21 protein-coding genes are annotated in these 19614 nt (G+C 37.2%); 16 read left to right on the plus strand and 5 right to left on the minus strand.

The annotated features are described in order from the left end of the window. Nucleotides 1-244: 244 nt before the first annotated feature. The 4 genes from sstT to ACTQZM_RS07460 form a co-directional block, all read right to left on the minus strand. The gene (gene sstT, locus ACTQZM_RS07445; protein ID WP_113783728.1) at nt 245-1477 is read right to left on the minus strand and encodes a serine/threonine transporter SstT; all 1233 of its coding nucleotides are present in this window, start codon (nt 1475-1477) and stop codon (nt 245-247) included. 170 nt (nt 1478-1647) lie between these two features. After that, nucleotides 1648-1809 (minus strand): hypothetical protein, encoded by a 162-nt coding sequence (locus ACTQZM_RS07450; protein WP_205247306.1) that lies wholly within the window; start codon nt 1807-1809, stop codon nt 1648-1650. 13 nt (nt 1810-1822) lie between these two features. Continuing rightward, nucleotides 1823-2173 (minus strand): hypothetical protein, encoded by a 351-nt coding sequence (locus ACTQZM_RS07455; RefSeq protein WP_113837009.1) that lies wholly within the window; start codon nt 2171-2173, stop codon nt 1823-1825. Between the two features lie 15 nt (nt 2174-2188). Continuing rightward, nucleotides 2189-3208 carry a lactonase family protein gene (locus ACTQZM_RS07460; protein WP_047342162.1) on the minus strand — a complete coding sequence of 340 codons (1020 nt, stop codon included), beginning with the start codon at nt 3206-3208 and terminating at the stop codon, nt 2189-2191. 115 nt (nt 3209-3323) lie between these two features. On the opposite strand from ACTQZM_RS07460, the gene ACTQZM_RS07465 reads away from it, so the two are divergent. Both ACTQZM_RS07465 and ACTQZM_RS07470 read left to right on the plus strand, forming a co-directional pair. After that, a complete protein-coding gene (locus tag ACTQZM_RS07465) occupies nt 3324-3677 on the plus strand; it encodes a PTS glucitol/sorbitol transporter subunit IIA (RefSeq protein WP_441653362.1) in 354 nt (117 codons plus the stop codon). 12 nt (nt 3678-3689) lie between these two features. Next, nucleotides 3690-4850 (plus strand): AI-2E family transporter, encoded by a 1161-nt coding sequence (locus tag ACTQZM_RS07470; protein WP_087402183.1) that lies wholly within the window; start codon nt 3690-3692, stop codon nt 4848-4850. A 50-nt stretch (nt 4851-4900) separates the two neighbouring features. Here the strand turns inward: ACTQZM_RS07470 and ACTQZM_RS07475 are convergent, their stop codons facing one another. Then, nucleotides 4901-5191 carry a rhodanese-like domain-containing protein gene (locus ACTQZM_RS07475; protein WP_047242739.1) on the minus strand — a complete coding sequence of 97 codons (291 nt, stop codon included), beginning with the start codon at nt 5189-5191 and terminating at the stop codon, nt 4901-4903. Between the two features lie 379 nt (nt 5192-5570). Between ACTQZM_RS07475 and rpsO the strand changes: the two genes are divergently transcribed. The 14 genes from rpsO (at nt 5571) to ACTQZM_RS07545 (ending at nt 19614) form a co-directional block, all read left to right on the plus strand. Continuing rightward, complete coding sequence (gene rpsO / locus ACTQZM_RS07480) at nt 5571-5840, plus strand: 30S ribosomal protein S15 (protein WP_016251075.1); 270 nt, start codon at nt 5571-5573, stop codon at nt 5838-5840. 292 nt (nt 5841-6132) lie between these two features. Continuing rightward, complete coding sequence (gene pnp / locus ACTQZM_RS07485) at nt 6133-8244, plus strand: polyribonucleotide nucleotidyltransferase (protein ID WP_171311344.1); 2112 nt, start codon at nt 6133-6135, stop codon at nt 8242-8244. Between the two features lie 182 nt (nt 8245-8426). Beyond that, nucleotides 8427-9200 (plus strand): Fe-S cluster assembly ATPase SufC, encoded by a 774-nt coding sequence (gene sufC / locus ACTQZM_RS07490; RefSeq protein WP_016251077.1) that lies wholly within the window; start codon nt 8427-8429, stop codon nt 9198-9200. A 14-nt stretch (nt 9201-9214) separates the two neighbouring features. Continuing rightward, nucleotides 9215-10507: a Fe-S cluster assembly protein SufD gene (sufD, locus tag ACTQZM_RS07495; RefSeq protein WP_441653363.1), complete on the plus strand. Its 1293-nt coding sequence runs from the start codon at nt 9215-9217 to the stop codon at nt 10505-10507. Beyond that, the gene (locus ACTQZM_RS07500) at nt 10507-11748 is read left to right on the plus strand and encodes a cysteine desulfurase (RefSeq protein ID WP_441653364.1); all 1242 of its coding nucleotides are present in this window, start codon (nt 10507-10509) and stop codon (nt 11746-11748) included. Before sufD ends, ACTQZM_RS07500 begins: the two co-directional genes overlap by 1 nt. After that, complete coding sequence (sufU, locus tag ACTQZM_RS07505; protein WP_016251080.1) at nt 11735-12208, plus strand: Fe-S cluster assembly sulfur transfer protein SufU; 474 nt, start codon at nt 11735-11737, stop codon at nt 12206-12208. The genes ACTQZM_RS07500 and sufU overlap by 14 nt, the downstream gene beginning before the upstream one ends. Before the next feature lie 5 nt (nt 12209-12213). Continuing rightward, nucleotides 12214-13605, plus strand: coding sequence for a Fe-S cluster assembly protein SufB (gene sufB, locus ACTQZM_RS07510; RefSeq protein WP_047334238.1), 1392 nt, complete (start codon nt 12214-12216; stop codon nt 13603-13605). A gap of 490 nt (nt 13606-14095) precedes the next feature. Continuing rightward, nucleotides 14096-15895, plus strand: a complete 1800-nt coding sequence (gene dnaX, locus ACTQZM_RS07515; protein WP_441653365.1) for a DNA polymerase III subunit gamma/tau — start codon at nt 14096-14098, stop codon at nt 15893-15895. Between the two features lie 24 nt (nt 15896-15919). After that, nucleotides 15920-16234: a YbaB/EbfC family nucleoid-associated protein gene (locus ACTQZM_RS07520; protein WP_441653366.1), complete on the plus strand. Its 315-nt coding sequence runs from the start codon at nt 15920-15922 to the stop codon at nt 16232-16234. Between the two features lie 16 nt (nt 16235-16250). Then, entirely contained in the window at nt 16251-16847 is a 597-nt protein-coding gene (gene recR / locus ACTQZM_RS07525) for a recombination mediator RecR (RefSeq protein WP_047242327.1), read from the plus strand. Nucleotides 16848-16865: 18 nt separating this feature from the next. After that, entirely contained in the window at nt 16866-17519 is a 654-nt protein-coding gene (gene tmk / locus ACTQZM_RS07530) for a dTMP kinase (protein WP_441653367.1), read from the plus strand. A 2-nt stretch (nt 17520-17521) separates the two neighbouring features. Then, a complete protein-coding gene (locus ACTQZM_RS07535) occupies nt 17522-17851 on the plus strand; it encodes a cyclic-di-AMP receptor (RefSeq protein WP_016251136.1) in 330 nt (109 codons plus the stop codon). Between the two features lie 18 nt (nt 17852-17869). After that, nucleotides 17870-18781: a DNA polymerase III subunit delta' gene (holB, locus tag ACTQZM_RS07540; RefSeq protein WP_441653368.1), complete on the plus strand. Its 912-nt coding sequence runs from the start codon at nt 17870-17872 to the stop codon at nt 18779-18781. A gap of 26 nt (nt 18782-18807) precedes the next feature. Then, nucleotides 18808-19614, plus strand: coding sequence for a PSP1 domain-containing protein (locus ACTQZM_RS07545; RefSeq protein ID WP_441653369.1), 807 nt, complete (start codon nt 18808-18810; stop codon nt 19612-19614).

The raw sequence follows: 19614 nt of genomic DNA on the forward strand, positions 1-19614 counted from the left end.
TTTGGTCGACTTAATTATAGAGGAAACAGATGTCTTTTTCTATTGTTTCAAACAAAAAAGATATTCAGCGTTATCCTCAATTTGAGTAACAACACTAAATATCATAGAACCAACATTCGGATTGTTGTCTTTTGTAAATATGATATTTAAAAATCGTCAAGAAATACTTTTGGAAATTTTTGTTCAGGTATTTTTTGTAATATCTTTTTTATAGGGAGTAGTATTGAAGCAGCAGTGGCTATTATTATTCACTTAGCCGTTCTCTCAATTGAAGATCTTGATTGTTTTTACGCAAATCACGAAACTCCGCTGCAGCTGTGAATAGAATATCACTGGATGAATTGACTGCTGTTTCGATAGCATCTTGGATTACTCCGATAATAAAGCCTACACCAACTACTTGGATAGCAATATCATTTGAAATACCAAATAAACTACAAGCTAATGGAATCAAGAGTAAGGAACCACCTGCAATGCCGCTTGCACCACAAGCACTTAAGGCTGACAGGATACAGAGAATAAGGGTCAAAACAGGCGATACTTGAATTCCTAATGTGTGTACAGCCGCTAGAGTCATTGTAGAAATCGTGACGGCAGCCCCTCCCATATTGATTGTTGCTCCTAATGGCAAGGAGATTGAGTAAGATGATTCAGTTAAACCTATCTTCTTAGCCAAAAGCATGTTGATAGGTATATTGGCTGCTGAACTTCGAGTGAAAAAAGCGGGAACTGCACTATTTTTTAAGCAATAGAAAACAAGGGGGTAAGGGTTTTGACGAATCAAAAAGTAAACCATGATAGGATAAACAATCAAAGCGACTGTCAACATAGACCCAATTAAGACTAAGAGTAGTTGACCATATTGAAGTAACCCCTTTAAACCAGTAGTAGCAACTGATTGGAAAACTAAACCAAAAATACCAACTGGTGCAAATGAGATTATGAGTTGGACAACGAGTGTAATCGCCTGTGCAATTTCATGAGTTGCTTTTTTGACAGCAGGACTAGCTAAGCGTAAAGCAAATCCAATTAATGCTGACCAAAAAAGGACCGCTAAATAGTTACCATCAATCATGGCTTGTAAAGGATTTTGTACAATATTGGTTAAAATAGTATTTAAGACCTCATTTAAGGATTGAGGGGCTGTTTGTTTTCCAGCGGTATGTTGTAAAGCGATTGTAACCGGAAATAGAAAACTTGCTAATACTGCAACCATCGACGCTAGCAATGTTGCGGTTAAATATAAAGTAATGACTGGTTTGAGATAACTTTTTTTTTCGCTATTATGTTGGGAAATAGAGGATAAGATTAAAATAAATACAAGAATTGGAGCGATGGCTTTTAGGGCACTAACAAACAGATTCCCAAAAATAGTAATAAAAGTCCATTTAGGCAAAAACATTCCAAAAATAATTCCGAGCACTATCCCTAAGGCTATTCGCTTAATTAGAGATAAATCTTTTAAAAATTCTAACAAGAGGCATCCACCTTTCAGATTTTTACTGAATATATCATGAAAATGAACAAAAATGAAGAAGTTCACTATTTTTTTAATCTAATTCTAATTTTTCGTCGAGAGATATTTTGCTCTTAACAAACACACAAAAACGCACCTACTAAAGCAGTAGATGCGTTTTTTGAGAAGAATTAATGTTCAAAATTATCGACATAATTGCGATAATAATCAAGTAAATCTTCTTTTAATTTTTGATATTCCTCTTCAGTATACTCTTTATCTTTTAACGGAGCATAAAATTTAGGCATGTCTAAGTCTTTACGTAATCTATCAAGTACTTCTTGTAATGTCATTTGTTTGTCCACCTTAGAATAAGTCATATAATTTATAAAGTTTTTCAAAGCATACATTCATGCGTTCAAGATGACTCGCTAACAATTCATAATCATCCTTATCATGGAATAGAATTTGTTTCAATTGGAAATAAAAATCATCGAATGCATTGATATAGTTGCTGATTTCATCTGTTTGTAACTCAGTAAAGGTATCACAGCGAAGATATAGTTTTTCAGCAATTGCATAGACCTCAGCGGTAGTTAGAATTACGAGATTTTCATCATAACGTCGGTTTTGAACAAGTTCTAGTAGAGATTGACATTTATTATAGATATTTGAGGCATCTTTCACTAATAATTCTACGGGCGTTTTTGAAAACATTCAGCTTCATCCTCTCTATACAAATTTGACACAAACTGCTTCTGGTGCAAAGACATCTTTTTGCAGTAAGGTTAATTTTCCGGTTTGGGCATCACGTTGATATAAAGTAAGATTATCAGAATTTTGGTGTGCACAAACTAAAAATTCTTCACTTGGGTTTAAAGAAAAGTCGCGAGGAAAGTCACCATAAGTATCTACGCGTTCAATAAAGGTTAAGCTACGTCCATCTTCAGCAATCGCAAAGACAACAATCGAGTTATCGCCACGGTTGGAACCATATAAGAATTTGCCGTCTTTGGTTACTTTAACAGCAGAACCACTATTAAAACCTTCGTAATCAGCAGGTAATGTTGGGTAAGTGGCCAATACTTCAAAATGACCATCGGCACGATTATAAGCTAAGACACTAATGGTACTATTTAATTCACCGAATAAATAAGCGATATCTAGTGTTGGATGGAAAGTGAGATGTCTAGGGCCAGTTTTATCGGCTACTTTTAACTTGCTTGCTAAACTTAATTTGCCATCAGCACTTAAATCATAAGTATAAACAGTATCAGTTCCTAAATCACAAGCAACTAGGCGATGGTCAGGTGTTAAATCGGCATAGTGCGCATGAGGTTTGTCTTGGTTTTCGTGGCTGCCAGTCGGATCTGTATGGGTTACTTCGTCGGTTAACGTTAAGCTGCCATCTGCTTCAATTTTATAAACAGCAACTTGTCCTTTATGGTAATTTGCGCTAAAGACTAATTGGCGATCTTCATCCACCGCTACATAGCAAGGAGAAGCACCTGGAGAAGTAACCGTATTCAATAGTTTGCCATCTTTTGAATAACTAGCGACACCGCCATTGCCATCTACACTAGTTACATTATATAAATTTCCTTTTTCGCTTAAAGCAACAAATGTAGGACCACTTTCTTTAGTAAACAAAGTTAAATTTGTTAGTTCTTTCTTGTCTGTATCTAGTTCAACAGTATAGATACCTTGACTTTTCTTTTTAGTATATGTGCCTAAAAAAATCTTTTCTTGCATAATCAGACCTCCAATAACTTTTATAAAAATATTGTACCATAAAAAACATGAATTTACTCATATGAAATGAAATATGATATAATAAAGAAAAATTAGAGAACAGAGGGAATGTTTAATGGCACAAGCAAAGATTATTTCGATAGGTGAAATGGTAGCAACAACCACCGAAAATATTTTAATTTTATTTGGCAAAAAAGCCACATCGGTCTTAAAAGATTACGCAGTGATTCAAGAATTCATCGATAAAGAAGCAAAAATCGTTCCTGGGATGGAGTTAAAATTTGGCGATCAAGTGTATTATGTAGAAAAAGTGGGAAATGCAGTGGAACATAACATGCATGAATTGAGTCATGTCAATATTTCATTTAATCCAGTTGATGAGGATAAGATGATTTCAAGCATGATTTATGTCAAACCTTATGTATTCCCTAAATTATCAGAAGGAATGATGATTACCTACGAAGAATAGGGGGAAAAGAGCATGCAGGAATCAAAGCATCAGGGAAAGATTTCTTGGTTTTGGCGATGGTTTCTAAATAATCAGATGACAGCTGTATTGCTAAATATCTTATTATTTTTATTAGTAGTCTTTACATTTACCAAGGTTTCGTATTTATTTGAGCCAGTTTGGCAATTTTTAGCTGTTGTGGGCTTACCGATTATTATGGCCGGTATTCTTTACTATTTGATGAATCCGCTTGTGGACTTGTTAGAAAATAAAGGAGTGAAGCGCGTTTATAGTATTATTGGTTTATTTATTGTCGTGATTGCCTTGATTGTTTGGGGAATAGTCGTCATTATCCCTAGCATCCAATCTCAGACGATGAGTTTTATCAACCATCTACCTGGATATATTGAAACCATTCAAAAAGAAGGAATGAAATTTTTCAATGATCCAACTTTAAATAAATTAACGACCGAGTTTCAAGATTCAGGTCAGAAATTACTTGATAATATTACTGATTTGGTCAAAAACTTATCGACTGTCACGATTAAAAATATCGGCAGTTTCTTTGGCACTTTGGCAACGATTGTCATCTCATTAATTACCATGCCGTTTATTTTGTTTTATTTATTGCGCGATGGTAAGAATTTAGGGCCCTATATCGTACAATTTTTACCAACCAAATTACGTCAACCTACTTTAAAAATTTTAAGTGAAGCAAATGATCAAATCGCTTCGTATATTCGAGGACAATTAACGGTGGCTTTTGCTGTAGCGGTAATGTTTGTCATTGGCTTTTCTGTTATTGGCTTAGATTATGCAATTACATTAGGAGTGATTGCTGGCTTTTTAAATTTGATTCCCTATTTAGGATCCTTTTTAGCAATGGTACCTGCGATTATTTTAGGTATTGTAGGCGGTCCTATTTTATTAGTAAAAGTCCTAGTAGTGTTTGTGATTGAGCAGACGATTGAAGGACGTTTTATTTCACCATTAGTTTTAGGCAGTCAATTAGCCGTTCATCCAATTACAATCCTATTTGTATTATTAACTTCAGGAAAATTATTTGGTCTAGTCGGTGTGGTTTTAGGGATTCCGACCTATGCTGTATTAAAAGTAGTGATTAGCAATATCTTTCAATGGTATCAAGCACGTTCACGATTGTATGAAGAAATTGAAAACTCAGATGAAGGATAAAAAAAGAGGTTCTGCGATATTTTGCAGGACCTCTTTTGGTATTGTTAACTCTATGCAGCTTTTTTGAAAGCTTTAACGCCACCGATAATGTGTGTTGCTTGGAAACCATTGTTACGTAAAAATTCAGCGATAATCTCTGAACGACGACCTGAATGGCTAAGTACGTAATATTGAGTTTCGGCGTTTAATTCATTTAATCGATTAGGTAAACTTGTTGTAGTCATTGCAACAGTATTTGGTAAGCTAAATTCTGCAATCGCCGCTTTGTCGCGAATGTCTAATACGACAACATCTTCATTTCCTACAATTGCTTGGAAATCTTGAATAGTAATTGAATGCATGACTCTACCTCCTAGATGTATTTTTATTTTCAAAAAGTCAAAATCATTATTAAAGTAAAGAGAACTAAAATCTTTCTCTTTATGTTGAAACATTTTAGGAGATTTCGAATGAAATTGCAAGTAATTTTCCTTGCGTTTTCAGAAAAACGTAATATCCTTAATAAAAAGGTAATAAAGCTGTCTGTTATGTACGAATAAGTCTTGACAGAAAATGATTGATTTTGAAAAAAGCGTGTTTTTCATGAAAAATGCTTGCAATTTAGGGTTAAATCAAGTAAATTAGACTTGTGTGTAAAACACCTCCATTACTTGGTTTTGCGAATCACCAACGCTTTACTCAGTTTTCGGAGCAATATATTAGAAAGATAGGTGTAATGAAATGGCAATTTCAAAAGAATTAAAAAATGAAATCATGAAAAAATATGCACGTCATGAAGGTGACACTGGTTCTCCAGAAGTACAAATCGCTGTATTAACAGAAGAAATCAACCACCTAAATGAACATGCTCGCCAACACAAAAAAGACCACCATTCATATCGTGGACTAATGAAAAAAGTTGGTCACCGTCGTAACTTATTAGCATACTTACGTCAAAAAGATGTGCAACGTTACCGCGAATTAATCCAATCATTAGGATTACGTCGTTAATCGACTCAGAAGAAAAAGTGAGGTTCACACTGAATCTCACTTTTTTTGTGAAAGGTTGTGAAGCAGCTTATATTGACGCAAGCGTATAAGGTGAAAAATTCTATGTTACATAGATTAGCTGCCAAACAATATAAAGAAATTATCAAGTGGGAAACTTTGCCCACGAATAAAATTGATTGAAATTTTTATCACTGGGGTTTCTTTGTCTTACTACTAACCAAAGGAAAGGGAACAAATTTTTGTGCGTTTCCCTTTGTTTAGTAGCAAGTCCCCCGGTAAGAAAGGAAACATTATGACAAAACAAGTATTTTCAACCACTTGGGGAGGCCGCCCACTATCAGTTGAAATCGGTCAATTAGCGAAACAAGCCAATGGTGCTGTTTTAGTTCGTTACGGAGATACTGTAGTACTAAGTGCAGCAGTTGCCTCAAAAGAAGCCAAAGACGCTGACTTCTTCCCATTAACTATTAATTATGAAGAAAAAATGTACGCAGTTGGTAAAGTTCCAGGTGGCTTTATCAAACGTGAAGGTCGTCCATCGACAGAAGCTACCTTAACTGCACGTTTGATTGACCGTCCTATCCGTCCAATGTTTGCGGAAGGTTTTAGAAATGAAGTGCAAGTCACAAATATCGTTATGAGTGTGGAACAAGACTGCTCACCAGCAATGGCCGCAATGTTAGGTTCCTCTTTAGCACTTTCTATTTCAGATATCCCATTTGATGGACCGATTGCTGGTGTTCAAGTGGGTCGTGTCAATGGTGAATATGTATTAAATCCTACTATTGAACAACAAGAGCAATCGGATATCGACTTAACAGTTGCCGGAACGAAAAAAGCGATTAACATGGTAGAATCAGGCGCGAAAGAAGTGTCTGAAGAAGATATGTTAGGTGCATTATTATTTGGTTTTGAAGCTATCAAAGAAATGGTGGCGTTCCAAGAAGAAGTAGTGAGCCAAGTTGGTAAAGAAAAGATGGAAGTTGTGTTATTACAACTTGATCCAGAATTGAAAAAAGCTATTTATGACGCAAACTACCAAACAATGAAAACCGCTGTCTTAACAGAAGAAAAATTAGCGCGTGAAGAAGAAATCGAAAACGTCAAAGCGATGATTATTGCCGAATATGAAGCCATCGCCGCGGATATTGAAGACGAAGAAGAAGCAAGTCAATTATTAAAAGAAGTGAAACAAATTACGGAAGACTTAGAAAAAGATGTCGTTCGTGAATTAATTACGATTGATAAGATTCGTCCAGATGGTCGTAAGCTAGATGAAATTCGTCCATTATCTTCTGAAGTAGCCTTATTACCACGCGTGCATGGTTCAGGTTTATTTACTCGTGGCCAAACTCAGGCCTTATCAGCTTGTACTTTAGCGCCATTGGGTGAACATCAAGTAATCGATGGGTTAGGTGTACAAGAGTCTAAACGTTTCATCCATCACTATAACTTCCCACAATTTTCAGTTGGGTCTGTTGGTCGTGCTGGTTCTCCTGGTCGTCGTGAAATCGGACATGGTGCTTTAGGCGAACGTGCTTTAGCGCAAGTCATTCCTAGTGAAAAAGACTTCCCTTACACTATCCGTTTAGTTGCGGAAGTATTGGAGTCTAATGGTTCATCTTCTCAAGCAAGTATTTGTGCCGGAACCTTAGCTTTAATGGATGCAGGGGTGCCAATCAAAGCGCCAGTAGCTGGTATTGCAATGGGCTTAGTTTCTGATGGCGAAAACTATACAATCCTAACCGATATCCAAGGTTTAGAAGACCATTTAGGGGACATGGACTTCAAAGTAGCTGGTACAAAAGACGGGATTACCGCTTTACAAATGGATATTAAGATTCAAGGGATTACCGAACAAATCTTAACTGAAGCTTTAGAACAAGCGAAAAAAGCGCGTATGGAAATCTTAGCTGAGTTAACTTCAACAATTAGTGAACCTCGTAAAGAATTAAGTCCATATGCGCCTAAGATTGAAATGATTCAAATCGATCCAGCGAAAATTAAAGATGTCATCGGTAAAGGTGGCGAAACAATCAATAATATCATTGAGCAAACAGGCGTAAAAATTGATATTGACCAAGATGGAAATGTCTCAATTGCTTCATCTGATGCTGAAATGATTGCCAAAGCGATTGAAATCATTGAAGAAATCACTAAAGAAGTAGAAGTGGGCCAAGTTTATCTTGGAAAAGTCGTTCGTATTGAAAAATTCGGTGCGTTTGTCAACTTAATCAAAGGAAAAGATGGCTTAGTACACATCTCTCAATTAGCCAATGAACGTGTCAACAAAGTAGAAGATGTCGTGAAGCTAGGCGATGAAATCTTAGTTAAAGTAACAGAAATCGATGATAAAGGACGTATTAATTTATCACGTAAAGCTTTACTAAATGAAGAAGAATAATTGATGTAATTCATAAATAGAAGAAAGTATTAGTTTTTAGGGAAATCCTAGAGACAATACTTTCTTTTTTTATATTTATTCTAAAAAAGAAAAATTTTTTTCGCGAAATGAGTGCAATTGATTTGAATATCATTCTCAATTAGTCTAAAATAAAAAAGAACATTATAAAAGGGGGCAATGAGATGTCAACATTAGAAATTAAAGACTTACATGTTTCAATTGAAGATAAGGAAATTTTAAAAGGCGTGAATTTAACGTTAAAAACAGGTGAAATTCATGCCATTATGGGACCAAACGGAACAGGGAAATCTACCTTGTCCGCTGCAATTATGGGTAACCCAAATTATGAAGTGACACAAGGGGAAATTCTATTAGATGGCCAAAATATTTTAGAATTAGAAGTGGATGAACGTGCGCGCTTAGGTTTATTCTTAGCAATGCAATATCCAAGTGAAATCCCAGGAATTACCAATGCTGAATTTATGCGTGCCGCCATCAATGCGCGTCGTGAGGAAGATGATAAGATTTCCGTTCGCGAATTCTTGAAAAAATTAGATGAAAAGATGGACTTATTAAATATGCCTGAAGAAATGGCTGAACGTTACTTAAACGAAGGCTTCTCAGGTGGGGAAAAGAAACGTAATGAAATTCTACAATTATTAATGTTAGAACCAAGCTTTGCGATTTTAGATGAAATTGACTCTGGTTTGGATATTGATGCCTTAAAAGTAGTTGCTAAAGGGGTCAATGCGATGCGTGGCGATGACTTTGGGGCTTTAATCATTACCCACTATCAACGTTTATTAAACTATATTACACCAGATGTCGTGCATATTATGATGGATGGACGTGTGGTCTTAACTGGCGATGCTGATTTAGCTAAACGTCTTGAAGCAGAAGGATATGCCGGTATCAGTAAAGAATTAGGTATTGAATACAAAGAAGACGAAGCGTAAGGGGGAATCGATCAATGAAAAAAGATCTGATGGAATATCAAGAAGCAGTCAACGTCTTTTCTGCTTTAAAAGAAGAACCAGCCTTTATGCTTGCTCTTCGCCAACAAGCCTTAGCTAAAATCAATGAATTAGCTTTACCACAAATCGAACGTGCGAAATTTCATCGTTGGCCCTTATTAGCGATTGATGAAGATGTGTTAAATGGTCAAGAAACATATAGTGAAAATGTTACCAGTTTTGATCAAATCGATAATCATCCAATGTTTGTGCAACAAGATAGTCAAACGATTTTTGAACAATTACCACAACATTTAATCGAACAAGGGGTAGTCTTTACCGATTTGTTTACAGCTTTACAGGAAATGCCTGAATTGGTCGAACAATATCTAATGACCAAAGCAGTACCTTTTGATGAAAATAAACTAACCGCTGCGCATATGGCATTCTTAAATAGTGGGATGTTCTTATATGTACCAAAAAATGTCGTAGTAGAAGAACCTTTTGAAGCGATTTTTTATCATAATGGGGACTCTAAAGCGCATTTTTATAAACATTTATTAATCGTTGCAGATACCAATAGTGAATTTAGCTATTTAGAACGTTTTATCTCTCAAGGTAAGGCAGCTAAAGAAATCGCTGGTAATATCGTAGTTGAAGTGATTGCCAAAGATGGTGCGAAAGTCAAATATTCTGCCATCGACCAATTAGGTGAAAATGTCGCAGCTTATATGAACCGTCGTGGCTATTTAATGCGTGATGCTTCAATTGATTGGGCATTAGGTATCATGAATGATGGTAATATTGTTGCTGACTTTGATTCTGATTTAGTAGGGGTCGGTTCACACGCAGAAGTGAAAATTGTAGCGATTAGTGCAGGCAAACAGGTCCAAGCTATCGATACACGAGTGACGAATAAAGCTTCTTATTCAGTGGGTCATATCTTACAACATGGTGTTATTCGTGAAAAAGGAACCTTAACTTTTAACGGCATTGGTCATATTATTAAGGGCGCTAAACAAGCAGATGCCCAACAAGAAAGCCGTGTATTAATGCTTTCTGACCAAGCTCGTGGCGATGCGAACCCTATTTTATTAATTGATGAAAATGAAGTTACCGCAGGACATGCAGCTAGTGTCGGTCGTGTGGATCCTGAAGAAATGTATTATTTGATGAGTCGTGGCTTGAAGAAAGCAGATGCCGAACGTTTAGTCATCCGTGGTTTCTTAGGTGGCGTCTTAACAGCTATTCCAATTAAAACGGTGCAACAAGAATTAGTAGATGTCATCGAAGGGAAGTTGAATGCTTAATGCCAGAAACTTTTGATGCCAAGAAGATACGCGCGGATTTTCCAGTGCTTGATCAAATTGTCAATGATGAGCCGCTCATTTATTTAGATAATGCAGCAACGACTCAAAAACCGCAAGCTGTCTTAGATGTATTAAATCATTATTATTTACATGATAATGCCAATGTTCATCGGGGCGTGCATACTTTAGCAGAACGTGCAACAGCCGAATTTGAAGCAGCGCGGAAAAAAGTCCAACAATTTATCCATGCCAATAGCAATAAAGAAATTATTTTTACCAAAGGCACAACTGATAGTTTAAATATCGTTGCGCAAAGTTATGGTGAATTCATCCAAGCAGGGGATGAGATTGTCATTTCGAAAATGGAACACCATGCGAATTTGATTCCTTGGCAACAGTTGGCCAAACGCAAGCAGGCCGTATTGCGCTATATTCCTTTAACCGCTGATGGTCATTTAGACGTACAAGCAGCGAAAACAATCATTAATGAAAAAACAGCTATTGTTGCTTTGGCGCAAGTTTCTAATGTTTTAGGGACAGTGAATCCAGTGAAGGAAATTGCGCAACTTGCTCACCAACACCAAGCGATTATGGTTGTTGATGGAGCTCAAGCAGTGGCACATATGCCGGTGGATGTCCAAGATTTAGATTGTGACTTCTATTGTTTTAGCGGTCATAAAATGTGTGGCCCAACAGGCATCGGTGTTCTTTATGGCAAACAAGCCTTACTTGAAAAAATGGAACCCGTGGCATTTGGCGGTGAGATGATAGATTTTGTTGACCTTTATGAAAGTACTTGGACTGACTTACCTTGGAAATTTGAGCCAGGTACCCCTAATATTGCCGGGGCGATTGGTTTAGGTGCAGCAATTGATTATTTAGAAAAAATTGGCATGCAAACCATTCATGAATATGAGCAAGCCATTGTCGCTGAGCTGTTACCAAAGTTGCAACAAATTGACGGATTAACCATTTATGGACCGCAAAATCCAGCAGAACATACGGCGGTGATTGCTTTTAATTTGGATCATCTGCACCCACATGATGTTGCTTCTGCTTTAGATATGCAGGGGATTGCAGTCAGAGCGGGCCATCATTGTGCACAACCTTTAATTAAAGAACTTGGCTGTTTTGCGACGGCTAGAGCAAGTTTTTATTTTTACAATACCAAAGAAGAAGCCGACCAATTAGTGGCAGCGATTCTGGCAACAAAGGAGTTTTTTGCAAATGGCGCTATCTAAATTAGATAACTTATATCGACAAATTATTTTGGATCATTCTAGTCATCCACATCATCACGGAACTTTGGATCAATCGAGTCAACAAATCGAGCTAAATAATCCAACTTGTGGCGATGTGATTCATTTAGAATTGGCGATTGATGATCAAGGTTTGATTCAAGATATTGCTTTTCATGGGCATGGTTGTTCGATTTCGACGGCCTCTGCTTCCATGATGACCGATGCAGTAATTGGTAAAACGCTCGAGCAAGCCAAAGAATTATCTGCTGCTTTTTCTGAATTGGTTCAAGGACAAGAAATTACTTTAGAAGATGAATTAGGCGATGCAAGTATGCTTTCTGGTGTGGCGAAATTCCCAGCTCGAATTAAATGTGCCACTTTAGCCTGGAAAGCCTTGGATAAAGCAATTGCCAACCCAACTGAAACAAAAATTACCGAAGAAATAAAACATGAGGAGTGATCGATGTGGGCGTACCAGAGTTAGAAGAATATAAATTTGGTTTTCACGATGATGTCGAACCCGTTTATAGTACCGGAACTGGCTTAACAGAAGAAGTCGTTCGTGAAATTTCAAGAGTCAAAGGCGAACCTGATTGGATGTTAGAGTTTCGCTTAAAATCATTAGAAACCTTCCATAAAATGAAAATGCAAGAATGGGGCCCAGACTTATCAGATATTGAGTTTGATAAAATTAAATATTATCAAAAACCTAGTGATAAGCCAGCTCGTTCATGGGAAGATGTGCCAGATAAAATTAAAGATACTTTTGAAAAGATTGGGATTCCAGAAGCAGAACGTGCCTACTTAGCCGGAGCCTCTGCGCAATACGAATCAGAAGTTGTTTATCACAATATGAAGGATGAATTTGCGAAACTAGGTATTATTTTCACGGATACGGATTCTGCTTTGAAAGAATATCCGGAATTATTTAAGCAATATTTCGCAAAATTAGTCCCTCCAACAGATAATAAATTAGCAGCTTTAAACTCAGCTGTGTGGTCAGGTGGTACTTTCATCTATGTACCAAAAGGAGTCAAATGTGAGATTCCGCTACAAACTTACTTTAGAATTAACGCCGAAAATACTGGTCAATTCGAACGTACTTTGATTATTGTAGATGAAGGAGCAAGTGTGCATTATGTCGAAGGATGTACGGCGCCAACTTATTCAAGTAATAGTTTGCATGCGGCGATTGTGGAAATCTTTACACTTAAAGATGCTTATTGCCGTTATACAACGATTCAAAACTGGTCTGATAATGTTTACAACCTAGTAACTAAACGTGCGCGTGCAGAAGAAAATGCGACGGTTGAATGGATTGATGGTAACCTTGGTGCTAAAACCACAATGAAATATCCAAGTGTCTATCTTGAAGGTCAAGGGGCACGCGGAACGATGTTATCAATTGCTTTTGCTGGTGCGAACCAAATTCAAGATACTGGTGCGAAGATGATTCACAATGCGCCAAATACTTCAAGTTCGATCGTTTCTAAATCCATTTCAAAAGACGGTGGGGAAGTAAACTATCGTGGTCAAGTGAAATTTGCCAAGAATTCTCAAGGCTCTATTTCACATATTGAGTGTGATACGATTATTATGGATGAATTATCGAAATCAGATACCATTCCATTTAACGAAATTCATAATAGTCAAGTCTCTCTAGAACATGAAGCCAAAGTCTCAAAAATTTCTGAAGAGCAACTTTACTACTTGATGAGCCGCGGTTTATCAGAAGCTGAAGCCACAGAAATGATTGTGATGGGATTTGTGGAACCATTTACTAAAGAGCTACCAATGGAATATGCCGTTGAGCTTAATCGCTTAATCAGCTACGAAATGGAAGGTAGCGTGGGATAAACCACTAAGAAGAATAATAATTAAGAGAAGCCTTATCGTATCAGAAGGGCTTCTCTATTTTTATGTATACACAGTACAAAAACTACAAGATTTATATTAGAATATATGCTAAATTGTACTTATAGATAAATAAATGAAAGTGAAAAATGTATGCGTAATAATAAATAAACGGATACAGAAAAGAAAAAGAATACAAAGCGTATCTTGGAACTAAATTTTAAATTATTGAAAAAACAACTCGAACAACATAAAGATATTTATATGAGATTAAAGGATAAATAAGGTATGGAATATACAATTAAGGTTCATGATTGAACGAATAGATGAAATAGACGGATGAAACGGTATAAGAGATTGTGATGCATTTTAGAAAGTATAATTGAACTGATTAGAGACTACATTACTGATTTTTTCCTAGCTATTTGAGGCGAAAATTTGTATAATAAAGATTAGCGTATTTCAAAAATAGACGCAGAAAGGGACTGGTAAAATGAGTTATCAAGCGTTGTATCGTGTATGGCGTTCACAAAGATTTGCAGATATTGTCGGACAACAGGCGATTACGCAGACATTAAAAAACGCAATTAAACAAGATCAGATATCGCATGCTTATTTATTTACCGGCCCTCGAGGAACAGGGAAAACCAGTGCGGCGAAGATTTTTGCAAAAGCGGTCAACTGTCCTCATCAAAAAGACGGCGAGCCTTGCAACGAATGTGAGATTTGTCGTTCAATTACGCAAGGGACGCTGGATGATGTCATTGAAATGGACGCGGCCAGTAATAACGGAGTCGATGAAGTCCGCTTGATTCGTGATCGAGCGAATTATGCACCGACACAAGCAAAGTATAAAGTCTATATCATCGATGAAGTGCACATGCTTTCAACAGGGGCTTTCAATGCTTTATTAAAAACGCTAGAAGAACCTAAAAAGAATGTCATCTTTATTCTGGCAACAACCGAAGTGCATAAGATTCCGGCTACCATTATTTCGCGGACCCAACGTTTTGATTTTAAGCGTATTGGAATTCCAGAAATAAGCGAGCATTTGGCCTATATATTGGACCAAGAGCAAGTTGCCTATGATCAAGAGGCACTTCAACTTATTGCTAGATGCGCTGAAGGTGGGATGCGGGATGCGTTAAGTATATTGGATCAAGCTATTGCCTATCATCCTGAACACATTGATTTGCAGACGGCAATGAGTGTGACCGGTAGTTTATCCGATGAAGTGATGGCGCAACTATTGACCTATTGCGAAAAACAAGAAACTGCACAAGCCTTAACTGCAGTCAAAGAGTTATTGCAAGCGGGAAAAGAAGCCAAACGATTATTGGAAAATTTATTGGTTTATTGTCGTGATTTATTAATTGCGCAAAAAGCACCAGATTATTTAGCACAGCAAGCAACCAATTATACTGAGAGTTTTCATCAGTTGGCCAAAGAATTAGCACCAGAAACAATTTTTCAATGGATAGAGATACTTTCCAAGGCACAAAATGAATTACGCTTTGTCACGAATCCGACTATTTATCTAGAAGTGGCGATTGTAAAATTAAGTGAGCCTACACAAACACCTCGTCTATCTGTTGGTTCACAAGCAATGAGTGCAAGTCCTGCGATGGATTCACAAGAGGTGCAGCAATTAAAACAGCAAATTCAAGCTTTGCAAAAAGAAGTTTCGCAATTGAAGCAAAATCAAGGAAGCACACCGACGGAAAATAAACCGAAACGTAGCACAACTTCACAAAGTACGGTGCAATATCGGATTCCGAAAGTACAAGTGTTTGACGTCTTATCGAAAGCCACTCGTGAAGATTTGCAAGCTGTGAATCAAGTTTGGGAAGAATTGATGCAACACTTGCAAGTAACGCAACGGGCTTTATTACATGCTTCAAAAGTGCAAGCAGCTTCTCCAGATGGCCTAGTGATTTCCTTTGGTTATGAAATTTTATGTAATAAAGCAGCGAATGATCAAACGCTACTGAATGATATGCAGAACTATCTCAGTCTGTTAATTAAAGATTATTCACCGAAATTAGTCTTTATCCCATCAGATAGCTGGCCACAATTAAGACGTGAATTCATTACCCTACATAAAGATGAATTTGCTAAAAAAACAGCAACTACTGACAAAACAGGGCATGAACAAACAAATGGTGATACACCTCAGCAGCCAAATCATGAATTTATGGCAGAGGAATTAGCAAACTCACCAGAACAAGAAACGGAAAAAATGGTCCAAACAGCCCAAGAGTTGTTTGGTGATTTAGTGAAAATAGAAGAATAATGAAGAATTTGGAGTGATAGCATTATGATGCGCGGAACGGGCAACATGCAAGGAATGTTAAAACAAGTAAAGAAAATGCAAAAAGAAATGATGGCGGCTCAAGAAGCTTTAAATCAACAAACTTTCATCGGTGTTTCAACCAATGATTATGTCAAAGCTACCGTTACAGGTGAACAACAATTAAAAGATTTGGAAATTAATCCTGCTATTATTGATGATCAAGATCCAGAAATGTTACAGGATTTAGTGATTATGGCCGTGAATGATGCCTTACAAAAAGCGAAAAAAGCCCAAGAAGATACATTAGGTAAATATACGAAAGGCTTACCAGGATTTTAATTAAAGGGATGAGACGATGCAATATCCAGAACCAATTGCCAGATTAATTGCAAGTTATATGAATCTGCCGGGGATTGGTCAGAAAACAGCGACAAGATTAGCTTTCCATACGATTGATATGAAAGAAGAAGTGGTGAATGAATTTGCCAAATCGCTCTTAAGTGTCAAGCGTGATTTAACTTTTTGTAGTGTGTGCGGCAATATCACGGAAGAAGATCCATGTGAAATCTGTAGTGATGAAACGCGCGATAAAAGTACGATTCTTGTCGTTGAAGAACCCAAAGATGTCATGGCGTTAGAAAAAATGAAAGAATATCGTGGTCTTTACCATGTCTTACACGGGGTCATTTCACCGATGGAAGGCACAGGACCGGAAGATATTCAAATCCCATCGCTTTTAACACGACTTCATGATGAAAGAGTCAAAGAAGTGATTATTGCGACCAATGCAACGACAGAAGGAGAAGCAACCGCAATGTATCTATCTAGGCTGATTAAACCAGCAGGCATTAAAGTGACCCGTCTTGCTCATGGTTTGTCTGTAGGAAGCGATATTGAGTATGCGGATGAAGTAACCTTGCTCAAAGCGGTAGAAGGCCGTCGCGAGCTATAAAAGATATTGGAGGAAATTATGGCTAACGGCTTATTTATTACAATTGAAGGACCAGACGGCGCAGGGAAAACCACCGTCTTAAATGAATTATTTCCACGTTTACAAATGATTGCGAAAAAAGAAATCATTAAAACCCGTGAACCAGGCGGCGTATTGATTGCGGAAAAAATCCGTCAAATTATCTTAAATCCAGATCACCGTCAAATGGATGAACGTACAGAAGCCTTACTCTATGCTGCAGCGCGTCGTCAACATTTGGTAGAGGTAATCATACCAGCGTTAAATGAAGGAAAAATCGTCATTTGTGATCGTTTTGTAGATAGTTCCTTAACCTATCAAGGAGCAGGGCGACGAATTGGAATAAAAGAAATTGCCCAAATCAATGAATTTGCCACAGAAGGGTTAGAACCAGATTTTACTTTATATCTGGATGTTGATTCGGATACGGGATTAAGACGTATTCAAAATCATCGCAAACAAGATGTGGATCGCTTGGATTTGGAAGGATTAGAGTTCCATCAACGGGTGCGTCATGCTTATCTAAAATTAGCAGAAGAAAACCCAGTGCGTATTCATCGAATTGATGCTAAAATGAGTTTACAAGAAGTTGTTGAATCAAGTTTTTCAGCAATTGTGGAAAGTAACCCAACATTTTTTAAACGAGGTGAATAGCGATGAAAATGATAATTGCGATTGTTCAAGATAAGGATAGTAATCGACTAGCCAATGAATTTATTGAGGCTGATGTGCGCGCCACAAAATTATCGACTACTGGTGGATTTTTAAAAGCGGGCAACACCACTTTCATGATTGGTTTAGAAGATGAACGAGTAGAGGAAGTCCTAGCTTTGATTAAGAAAACTTGTCAATCTAGAAAACAATTTATCACTTCTCCTATGTCCTTAGATTTATCCATTGACTCACCAATGCCTTATCCATTAGAAGTTGAAGTCGGTGGTGCAACTGTGTTTGTCTTGCCAGTTGAAGGATTCCATCATTTTTAAAAAGAAGGGGATGGCGTAATGGATGAACAATTAAATCCTACTGTGCATTCTCTGATGAAACAAAGTATTGAGCATGGGCGCTTGGCTCATGCTTATCTTTTTGAAGGAGAAAAAGGCACAGGAAAACACCAAGAAAGTCTTTGGTTAGCTAAACGTTTATATTGCACGAATGTAAAAGATAACGAGCCTTGTCATGCGTGTATCAATTGTCTACGTATCGAAAATAATGAGCATCCCAATGTTCATCAAGTCACACCAGATGGTCAAACGATTAAAGTGGATCAAATTCGACAACTACAAACAGAATTTGCAAAACGTGGCTTTGAAGCAGGTCGACAAATCTTTATTCTTTCTGATGCTGAAACGATGAATGTCCAAGCGGCGAATAGTTTGCTGAAATTCTTAGAGGAGCCTTCTGGACAAGTGTTGCTCTTGTTAGAAACAAGTGCGATAGGCAAAATTTTACCAACGATTCAATCGCGTTGTCAGATTATTCATTTTCATTTGTCGACTACGCATTTAATCGAGCAATTACAGCAAGCTGGTCTATCTTTAAATACCGCGAAAATTCTAGCATACTTAACGAATAGTTATGATAAAGCAGTTGAAATCTCACGCGATGAATGGTTTAATGATGCTAGGGATGTTTTAAAACAATTTGTCCAATATTTGACAAATCGGGATTTTGCAGCCTTTGTATATGTGCAGCGAAAAATCATACCAATAACAAAAGAAAAACAGCAGCAACAATTATTTTTTGATTTATTAATGTATGCGTTTCGTACGTTGCGCGATGAAAATCAAGGGAGTTTGCAGACTGTTTATAATCAAGCATTGGCCGATTTATTGCAGGCAAAGATGAAGCTGAATAGTAACGTTGCCTTTCAAAATGTCATCGAACAATTTGTTTTGCATTTTCTACAGCAATAAAATTTTTGAGGTAAAGGAAGAGGATTATGGTTCAAGTAGTAGGTGTTCGTTATAAGCGAGCTGGCCATATTTATTACTTTTCTCCAGGACATACACAATATCAATATAAAGACCAAGTACTTGTTGAGTCTCAGCAAGCGACTTGTTTAGCTACTGTTGTTTTGCCAAATCGTGAAATGGCCGAAGAAGACTTGCCCGAAGAAATCAAACCAGTTATTTCTTTAGCGAGTGAAGCTGACTTAGATCAAGCACATCAAAATGAGTTAGATGCCAAAGAAGCGTATAGCATTGCAAAAGAGAAAATTAATGAGCATGGACTAGTGATGAAGTTAGTGCAGGTAGAATATACCCTTGATCGTTCTAAGATGATTTTTTATTTTACTGCCGATGGTCGCGTGGATTTTCGCGAATTGGTCAAGGATTTAGCCAGTATCTTTAGAACACGGATTGAATTACGTCAAATTGGGGTCCGTGATGAAGCCAAGATTTTAGGTGGGATTGGTCCATGTGGTCGTCCGTTATGCTGTTCGACCTTTTTAGGAGATTTTATGCCCGTTTCGATTAAGATGGCCAAAGATCAAGGTTTATCTTTAAATCCAACTAAGATTTCTGGTTTATGTGGACGTTTAATGTGTTGTTTAAAATATGAAAATGATGAATATGAATTAGCTAAAAAAGAGATGCCTGATTTTGGAGCCCAAGTCAAAACACCAGAAGGCATCGGTAAAGTGGTGGAATTGAACTTATTGTCACGCATCGTCAAAGTGAAATTCCCAAATCGTGAAATTGCCTTGGAATATACCCAAGATGAAATTGAAGAAGTGGTAAAGTAG

The sequence above is a fragment of the Enterococcus cecorum genome (assembly GCF_052119425.1).
GTDB classification, from domain to species: domain Bacteria; phylum Bacillota; class Bacilli; order Lactobacillales; family Enterococcaceae; genus Enterococcus_E; species Enterococcus_E cecorum_C.

Excerpts from the sequence above, each read along its gene's own strand:
- ACTQZM_RS07450 (WP_205247306.1), bottom strand. The coding sequence starts at position 1,809 with ATGACATTACAAGAAGTACTTGATAGATTACGTAAAGACTTAGACATG.
- ACTQZM_RS07455 (WP_113837009.1), bottom strand. The coding sequence starts at position 2,173 with ATGTTTTCAAAAACGCCCGTAGAATTATTAGTGAAAGATGCCTCAAAT.
- ACTQZM_RS07460 (WP_047342162.1), bottom strand. The coding sequence starts at position 3,208 with ATGCAAGAAAAGATTTTTTTAGGCACATATACTAAAAAGAAAAGTCAA.
- ACTQZM_RS07465 (WP_441653362.1), top strand. The coding sequence starts at position 3,324 with ATGGCACAAGCAAAGATTATTTCGATAGGTGAAATGGTAGCAACAACC.
- ACTQZM_RS07470 (WP_087402183.1), top strand. The coding sequence starts at position 3,690 with ATGCAGGAATCAAAGCATCAGGGAAAGATTTCTTGGTTTTGGCGATGG.
- ACTQZM_RS07475 (WP_047242739.1), bottom strand. The coding sequence starts at position 5,191 with ATGCATTCAATTACTATTCAAGATTTCCAAGCAATTGTAGGAAATGAA.
- rpsO (WP_016251075.1), top strand. The coding sequence starts at position 5,571 with ATGGCAATTTCAAAAGAATTAAAAAATGAAATCATGAAAAAATATGCA.
- pnp (WP_171311344.1), top strand. The coding sequence starts at position 6,133 with ATGACAAAACAAGTATTTTCAACCACTTGGGGAGGCCGCCCACTATCA.
- sufC (WP_016251077.1), top strand. The coding sequence starts at position 8,427 with ATGTCAACATTAGAAATTAAAGACTTACATGTTTCAATTGAAGATAAG.
- sufD (WP_441653363.1), top strand. The coding sequence starts at position 9,215 with ATGAAAAAAGATCTGATGGAATATCAAGAAGCAGTCAACGTCTTTTCT.
- ACTQZM_RS07500 (WP_441653364.1), top strand. The coding sequence starts at position 10,507 with ATGCCAGAAACTTTTGATGCCAAGAAGATACGCGCGGATTTTCCAGTG.
- sufU (WP_016251080.1), top strand. The coding sequence starts at position 11,735 with ATGGCGCTATCTAAATTAGATAACTTATATCGACAAATTATTTTGGAT.
- dnaX (WP_441653365.1), top strand. The coding sequence starts at position 14,096 with ATGAGTTATCAAGCGTTGTATCGTGTATGGCGTTCACAAAGATTTGCA.
- ACTQZM_RS07520 (WP_441653366.1), top strand. The coding sequence starts at position 15,920 with ATGATGCGCGGAACGGGCAACATGCAAGGAATGTTAAAACAAGTAAAG.
- recR (WP_047242327.1), top strand. The coding sequence starts at position 16,251 with ATGCAATATCCAGAACCAATTGCCAGATTAATTGCAAGTTATATGAAT.
- tmk (WP_441653367.1), top strand. The coding sequence starts at position 16,866 with ATGGCTAACGGCTTATTTATTACAATTGAAGGACCAGACGGCGCAGGG.
- ACTQZM_RS07535 (WP_016251136.1), top strand. The coding sequence starts at position 17,522 with ATGAAAATGATAATTGCGATTGTTCAAGATAAGGATAGTAATCGACTA.
- holB (WP_441653368.1), top strand. The coding sequence starts at position 17,870 with ATGGATGAACAATTAAATCCTACTGTGCATTCTCTGATGAAACAAAGT.
- ACTQZM_RS07545 (WP_441653369.1), top strand. The coding sequence starts at position 18,808 with ATGGTTCAAGTAGTAGGTGTTCGTTATAAGCGAGCTGGCCATATTTAT.